At 70.8% G+C, this 7,151-nt stretch carries 6 protein-coding genes; 5 read left to right on the forward strand and 1 reads right to left on the reverse strand.

Annotated features, from left to right (window positions below; genetic code table 11):
• Positions 1-6 precede the first annotated feature (6 nt).
• The 4 genes from manA (at position 7) to ACZ7G1_RS23460 (ending at position 4,714) form a co-directional block, all read left to right on the forward strand.
• Complete coding sequence (manA, locus tag ACZ7G1_RS23445; RefSeq protein ID WP_470877334.1) at positions 7-1,158, forward strand: mannose-6-phosphate isomerase, class I; 1,152 nt, start codon at positions 7-9, stop codon at positions 1,156-1,158.
• A gap of 66 nt (positions 1,159-1,224) precedes the next feature.
• A complete protein-coding gene (locus tag ACZ7G1_RS23450; RefSeq protein WP_470877333.1) occupies positions 1,225-2,190 on the forward strand; it encodes a cation diffusion facilitator family transporter in 966 nt (321 codons plus the stop codon).
• A gap of 296 nt (positions 2,191-2,486) precedes the next feature.
• A complete protein-coding gene (ahcY, locus tag ACZ7G1_RS23455; protein WP_470877332.1) occupies positions 2,487-3,944 on the forward strand; it encodes an adenosylhomocysteinase in 1,458 nt (485 codons plus the stop codon).
• Between the two features lie 155 nt (positions 3,945-4,099).
• A complete protein-coding gene (locus ACZ7G1_RS23460; protein WP_470877331.1) occupies positions 4,100-4,714 on the forward strand; it encodes a hypothetical protein in 615 nt (204 codons plus the stop codon).
• 7 nt (positions 4,715-4,721) lie between these two features.
• Here ACZ7G1_RS23460 and ACZ7G1_RS23465 read toward each other — a convergent pair whose 3' ends face one another.
• Positions 4,722-5,666, reverse strand: a complete 945-nt coding sequence (locus tag ACZ7G1_RS23465; protein ID WP_470877330.1) for an RDD family protein — start codon at positions 5,664-5,666, stop codon at positions 4,722-4,724.
• A 119-nt stretch (positions 5,667-5,785) separates the two neighbouring features.
• Between ACZ7G1_RS23465 and ACZ7G1_RS23470 the strand changes: the two genes are divergently transcribed.
• Positions 5,786-6,793: a stage II sporulation protein M gene (locus ACZ7G1_RS23470; protein ID WP_470877329.1), complete on the forward strand. Its 1,008-nt coding sequence runs from the start codon at positions 5,786-5,788 to the stop codon at positions 6,791-6,793.
• The last annotated feature ends 358 nt before the right edge of the window (positions 6,794-7,151 follow it).

Here is a 7,151-nt window from a genome sequence, read left to right on the forward strand (position 1 = left end):
CCTCCCATGGACCGCCTCGTCAACACCATCCGCCCCTACGCCTGGGGCTCCACGACGGCCATCCCGGAACTCCTCGGCCACGCACCGACCGGCGAGCCGCAGGCGGAGATGTGGATGGGCGCGCACCCCGGTGCCCCCTCCGTCACCGAGCGCGGCCCGCTGAACGAGCTGATCGACGCCGACCCGGTACGGGAACTGGGCGAGCGGTCCGTCGAGAAGTTCGGGCCGAGGCTTCCGTTCCTCCTCAAGGTGCTGGCCGCCGGCGCCCCGCTGTCCCTCCAGGTCCACCCCGACCTGGCCCAGGCGCGGGCCGGGTTCGCCGCCGAGGAGGCCGCGGGCATCCCCGTCGACGCCCCGCACCGCACGTACAAGGACGCCAACCACAAGCCGGAGATGATCGTCGCGCTCACGCCGTTCGACGGCCTGTGCGGCTTCCGTGACCCCGTCGAGGCCGCCGACTTCATCGCCGAGCTCGGCGTCGACAGCCTGAAGCCGTACGTGGACCTCCTCCACGCCCACCCGGAGGACGCCGCGCTCCGCGAGGTCCTCACCGCCCTGCTGACCGCCGACCCGGACGAGATGGCGCACACCGTCGCCGAGGCCACCGCCGCCGCGGACCGCCTGGGCGGCGCCCACGCCGCGTACGCGAGCCTGGCCCACCACTACCCGGGCGACCCCGGCGTGATCGCCGCGATGCTCCTCAACCACGTCGTGCTCCAGCCCGGCGAGGCCCTCTACCTCGGCGCGGGCGTCCCGCACGCCTACCTCGACGGCCTCGGCGTCGAGATCATGGCCAACTCCGACAACGTGCTGCGCTGCGGACTCACCCCCAAGCACGTCGACGTCCCCGAACTCCTGCGGATCGTCCGCTTCGAGGCGGCCGACCCCGGCGTCCTGCGCCCGGAGGCCTCGCCGTCGGGGGAGGAGGTCTACGAGACGCCCATCGACGAGTTCCGCCTCTCCCGTTTCGTACGGCCGGAAGGCGCCGTTCCGACCGACCTGACCAGCCCTCACCCGCAGATCCTGCTCGCGGTCGCGGGCCGCCCGAAGGCGGGCGAGGTGACGCTCGCACCGGGCGAATCCGTCTTCGTACCGGCGGGCGAGCCGACCGAACTCACCGGTGTGGGGACGGTCTTCCGCGCCACCGTCGTGGCCTGATGCGACAATGACCGGCCGAACCGCGGCGACCCAGCCGGAGCATCGACGAAGGGACCACGTACACCCATGAGCGCGTCAGGCGGAACCAAGGCGATCGTGGCGGCACTCGCCGCCAACCTGGCGATCGCCGTAGCCAAGTTCGTGGCGTTCCTCTTCAGTGGTTCGTCCTCGATGCTGGCCGAAAGCGTCCACTCGCTCGCCGACTCCGGCAACCAGGGTCTGCTCCTCCTCGGCGGCAAGAAGGCCCAGCGCGAGGCGACTCCGCAGCACCCCTTCGGCTACGGCCGCGAACGGTACATCTACGCCTTCCTCGTCTCCATCGTGCTCTTCTCCGTCGGTGGCATGTTCGCCATCTACGAGGGCTACGAGAAGATCAAGCACCCGCACGCCATCGAGGCCTGGTACTGGCCGGTCGGCGTCCTGGTCTTCGCGATCATCGCCGAGTCCTTCTCCTTCCGCACGGCCATCAAGGAGTCCAACGAGATCCGCGGCGGCCTCTCCTGGAAGGAGTTCGTCCGCCGGGCGAAGGCCCCCGAACTCCCCGTCGTCCTCCTCGAAGACCTCGGCGCCCTCGTCGGCCTCGTCCTCGCCCTCGGCGGCGTCGGCCTGGCCCTGCTGACCGACAACGGCGTCTGGGACGGCATCGGCACCCTCTGCATCGGCATCCTGCTCATCGTGATCGCGATCGTCCTCGCCGCCGAGACCAAGTCGCTGCTGCTCGGCGAGTCCGCCGGCGTCGACGAGGTCAAGGCGATCGAGGCGGCCGTCGTCGACGGCGACACCGTCACCCGCCTCATCCACATGCGCACGCTCCACCTCGGCCCCGAGGAACTCCTCGTCGCCGCCAAGATCGCCGTCAAGCACGACGACACCGCCACCGAGGTCGCCAACGCGATCAACGCGGCCGAGGAGCGCATCCGCACCGCCGTCCCGATCGCCCGGGTCATCTACCTGGAGCCCGACATCTACAGCGAGACCGCGGCCTCCGCCGGCGCCAACCCGGCCAAGACGCCCGGCGGCGACGGCCACTGAGCCACCGCCGCCAGAGGCCCCCAGGACCGGAGAACCCCGGCCCCGGGGGCCTCTCCGCTTCCCCCGCACTTCCCGTTTGAGTGTGGGGCGCCGCACTGATCGGTGTAGATTCGTGACTGCCAGACGTCGCTGCTGATGGCGGTCGGTCGGTCCCCGTGACCGGCCGAGGGAGAGAGGGCCTCCGACGACTGCACCGCGGGACACCCGGGCATTCGTATGCCGTCGCTGTGCCACCACGCGGTGCCAGGCGCTCCAACAGACCCTCGAACCCGAATCCACGAGGAGCAGCTCCAGTCATGACGACTGTCGCCAGCCAGCAGGACTTCAAGGTCGCCGACCTCTCCCTGGCCGCCTTCGGCCGCAAGGAGATCACCCTCGCCGAGCACGAGATGCCCGGCCTGATGTCGATCCGCCGCGAGTACGCCGAGCAGCAGCCGCTCGCCGGCGCCCGCGTCACCGGCTCCCTGCACATGACCGTGCAGACCGCCGTCCTCATCGAGACCCTGGTCGCCCTCGGCGCCGAGGTCCGCTGGGCCTCCTGCAACATCTTCTCCACCCAGGACCACGCCGCCGCGGCCATCGCCGTCGGCCCGAACGGCACCCCGGAGAACCCCCAGGGCGTCCCGGTCTTCGCCTGGAAGGGCGAGACCCTCGAGGAGTACTGGTGGTGCACCGAGCAGGCCCTCACCTGGCCGAACTCGCCCACCGGCGGCCCGAACATGATCCTGGACGACGGCGGTGACGCCACCCTCCTCGTCCACAAGGGCGTCGAGTTCGAGAAGGCCGGCTCCGCCCCGGACCCGGCCACCGCGGACAGCGAGGAGTACGGCTACATCCTCCGCCTCCTCAACCGCACCCTCACCGAGAACCCGCAGAAGTGGACCCAGCTGGCGTCCGAGATCCGCGGCGTGACCGAAGAGACCACCACCGGCGTCCACCGCCTGTACGAGATGCAGCAGTCCGGCGACCTCCTCTTCCCGGCGATCAACGTGAACGACGCCGTCACGAAGTCGAAGTTCGACAACAAGTACGGCTGCCGCCACTCCCTCATCGACGGCATCAACCGCGCCACCGACGTCCTCATCGGCGGCAAGACCGCCGTCGTCTGCGGCTACGGAGACGTCGGCAAGGGCTGCGCCGAGTCCCTCCGCGGCCAGGGCGCCCGCGTCATCGTCACCGAGATCGACCCCATCTGCGCCCTCCAGGCCGCGATGGACGGCTACCAGGTCACCACCCTGGAAGACGTCGTCGAGACCGCCGACATCTTCATCACCACCACCGGCAACAAGGACATCATCCTGGCCTCCGACATGGCCAAGATGAAGCACCAGGCCATCGTCGGCAACATCGGTCACTTCGACAACGAGATCGACATGGCCGGCCTCGCCAAGACCCCCGGCATCGTCAAGGACGAGGTCAAGCCGCAGGTCCACACCTGGACCTACCCCGACGGCAAGGTCCTGATCGTCCTCTCCGAGGGCCGCCTGCTGAACCTCGGCAACGCGACCGGTCACCCCTCCTTCGTCATGTCGAACTCCTTCGCGGACCAGACCCTGGCCCAGATCGAGCTCTACACGAAGCCGGAGGAGTACCCGACCGGCGTCTACGTCCTCCCGAAGCACCTGGACGAGAAGGTCGCCCGCCTCCACCTCGACGCCCTCGGCGTCAAGCTGACGACCCTCCGCCCCGAGCAGGCCTCCTACATCGGCGTCGAGGTCGAAGGCCCCTTCAAGCCGGACCACTACCGCTACTGATCCCACCCGGGCGGCACCCGCGCCCATCGGCGCACCGCCGCCCCCGGACATCCGTAGAGGACCAAGGCAGGCCCCCCGCACCCCCGTGCCGGGGGGCCTGCCCCGTCCCGCCCCCGCTACCGCTCCTGGAAGCGCCCCCTCCCGAGGACCGACCCATGCCCCGCGGCCGATATTCGCTCCATGACCCGCACGACCACACCCCCCTCGGTGAAGAGCACTTCCACTGCGCCCCCGGCCCCTCCGGCTGGCGCTACGTCTCACAGACCACCACCCCCTCGGGTGATCACCGCGGCTCCGTCGACCTGGCCGTCGACGAACTGGGCCGCCCCATCCGCCTCGAACTCCACGCCGCCGGCTGGCAGGTCCGCGGCGCGGCCCTCGACGGCATCACCTGGGTCCGCACGGACCCCACCGGAACCCACGCCACCGAAGGCAATGTGCGCGCCCACGCCTTCACCGGCACGTCCCCGGCATTCCTCGTCGCCCTCACGCGACTCCTGCGTCTCACCCCCGATTCCCCCGAGACCCGCGTCCGGCTCGTCGCCCTCACGGACCCCGTCCTCGCCCCCCTCACGGTGGACCAGTCCTGGGCCTTGCTGAGAAGTGAAGCGCACGCCACTGACAACGGCCCCCTGATCGTGGACGAGTACCAGGTCAGCGCCCTCGACACGGGCGAACGCCACACCGTCCACATCGCCGGCGACGTCGTCCTCTCCGCCCCCGGCATCGAACTCGAAGCCCTCGAAACCCCACCCTCCGTCTTCCCCTGACCCACCCTCACCCAGGCGGCGCAAACCCCGTCCGCCCCCCACTCCCCGGCTCCCCACTCCCCGGCTCCCCGCCACGCGGTACGACAACGGGAGCCGCGACGACCGGGGGAGCGACCACCGGCGGAGCGACCACCGGGGGAGCGAACACCGAGGGTGCCGCAGCACCCGCCCCGGCCCCGGGCACCCCCGCCGCCCCCGGCGGCACCGGCCCGAACGCCCGCCGCGCGTCCCGCGCCTGCCGCTCGGCCACCACCCCCGCCAGATACGCGTCGGCCGGCACCCCCGCCGGCGCGGGCGTCCCCGTCCGCGCCACCAGCTCATCGGCCAGCCGCTCGGCGAGGCGCCGCCCGACGGCCGGATCCAGCTCGCGCGCCCGCGTGAGGTACTGACGCACCTCGAGCCACAGCCCCTCGGGAACCGCCGAAAGGTCCAGCCCGGAGAACCGCCCCACCAGCCACGGCGGCGGCGGAGGCACGACCGGCATCCGCGCCGCGGGAAGCCGCTCCCGCACCACCAGGGTCCCGGCGAAGACGTCCCCGAGCCGCCGCCCGCGCTCCGACACAAGCGAGGCGACACAGGCGACGACCCCGAACGTCATCAGGATCTCCACGACCCCGATCGCCCCCCGCACCAGCGCGTGCCGGAACCGGATCGGCCCCCCGTCGTCCCGCACCACCCGCAGCCCACAGGCCAGCTTCCCCAGCGACCGCCCGTGCGACAGCGTCTCCACCGCGATCGGCGCGCCCACCAGAACCAGCACGAAGGACGCGATGGACAACGCCATCACCGCCGCCTCGTCGAGCGAAGCGGTGGCGACCGCGAGCCCGAGTGTGATCAGCAGATAGACCGCCCACACCGCGACGAGGTCGATCAGCACCGCCAACGCCCGACTGGGCCACCGCGCCGGCTGCAACCCCAGTACGACGGCGTCCCCCGTCACCAACCCACTCACGGCACCCACCCTTCTCCGCCCTTCCCGACCCCACCGAACGCCAGTCTGCCAAGCTGGCCCGCAGCGCGCCGCAGTAGTACGGACCCGTCCGCAGCCAGTGCCTGGAGCAGCAGCCGATCATGGACCTCGACGTCTACGTCACCGCCCACCGCGCCGAGTGGGAACGCCTCGACCACCTCCTGCGCCGCGGCGGCAAGCTCACCGGTGCCGAGGCCGACGAACTCGTCTCCCTCTACCAGCGCACGGCCACCCACCTCTCGATCGTCCAGTCCGGCACCCCGGACCCGATGCTCACGGCCCGGCTCACCCAGCTCGTGGCCCGCGCCCGCGCCACCGTCACCGGCACCCGCCGTTCCTCCTGGCGCGACGCGGTCCGCTTCCTCACCGCCGGCTTCCCCGCCGCCGTCTACCGCTCACGCCACTGGTGGATCCCCACCGCCGTCCTCTCCACCCTGCTGGCCGCCCTCATCGGCTGGTGGATCGGTACGCACCCGGAGGTCCAGGCCTCGATCGGCGCCTCCGCCGACCTCCGCGAGATGACCCGCCCCGGCGGCCAGTACGAGACCTACTACTCCAGCCACCCCGCGGCCTCCTTCGCCGCCCAGGTCTGGACGAACAACGCCCAGGCCGCCGCCATGTGCCTGGTCCTCGGCGCCTTCCTCGGCCTCCCGGTCCTCGGGATCCTCTTCCTGAACATGCTGAACCTCGGCGTCGGCATCGGCCTCATGTCCTCCGCCGGCCGCCTCGACGTCTTCCTGGGCCTGGTCCTCCCGCACGGCCTGCTCGAACTGACCGCCGTCTTCGTGGCCGCCGGCACCGGCCTCCGCCTCGGCTGGACCGTCATCGACCCGGGCCCCACCACCCGCCGGGCAGCCCTCGCCGAACAGGGCCGCGCCGCCGTCGGCATGGCCATCGGCCTCGCCCTCGTCCTCTTCGTCTCCGGCCTGATCGAAGGCTTCGTCACCCCCTCAGGCCTCCCCACCTGGGCCCGCATCACCATCGGCGTCACCGCTGAGCTGGCCTTCCTCCTCTACGTCTACGTCCTCGGCAGCCGCGCCTCCCGCGCCGGCCACACCGGCGACCTCGACGAACCCGACCGCAGCGCCTCCCTCCCCACCGCCGCCTGATGTGCGTAGACCCCCGCTGACCTGCTAGTGTCCTCCGGTGCCCACAAAAGCCGTTGACACGGCCGCTGTGGGGAGGTAGATTCAAACGGTTGCCTAGAACTGGACAGTTCGGCAGCGATCAAGTAGAGTCAACTCACTCCGGTCGGGAATTCGATTCCACGGAGTCATCCCGATTCTCATTCGAATCAAGAAAGCCACCGATTAGGTCGGCCCAAATGATTCTGATAAAGTCGGAACCGCTGAAAGGCCCCAGAGCGAAAGCAAAAGGGACCGGAAAGCACCGAGGAAATCGGATCGGAAAGATCTGATAGAGTCGGAAACGAAGGAAGCGCCCGGAGGGCCTGGAAACAGGAACGAA

This window comes from Streptomyces sp. NPDC037273 (genome assembly GCF_055603625.1).

Bases quoted from the DNA above. Each gene is read 5' to 3' on its own strand.
- ACZ7G1_RS23470 (WP_470877329.1), top strand. From the start codon at position 5,786: ATGGACCTCGACGTCTACGTCACCGCCCACCGCGCCGAGTGGGAACGC.
- ahcY (WP_470877332.1), top strand. From the start codon at position 2,487: ATGACGACTGTCGCCAGCCAGCAGGACTTCAAGGTCGCCGACCTCTCC.
- ACZ7G1_RS23450 (WP_470877333.1), top strand. From the start codon at position 1,225: ATGAGCGCGTCAGGCGGAACCAAGGCGATCGTGGCGGCACTCGCCGCC.
- manA (WP_470877334.1), top strand. From the start codon at position 7: ATGGACCGCCTCGTCAACACCATCCGCCCCTACGCCTGGGGCTCCACG.
- ACZ7G1_RS23460 (WP_470877331.1), top strand. From the start codon at position 4,100: ATGCCCCGCGGCCGATATTCGCTCCATGACCCGCACGACCACACCCCC.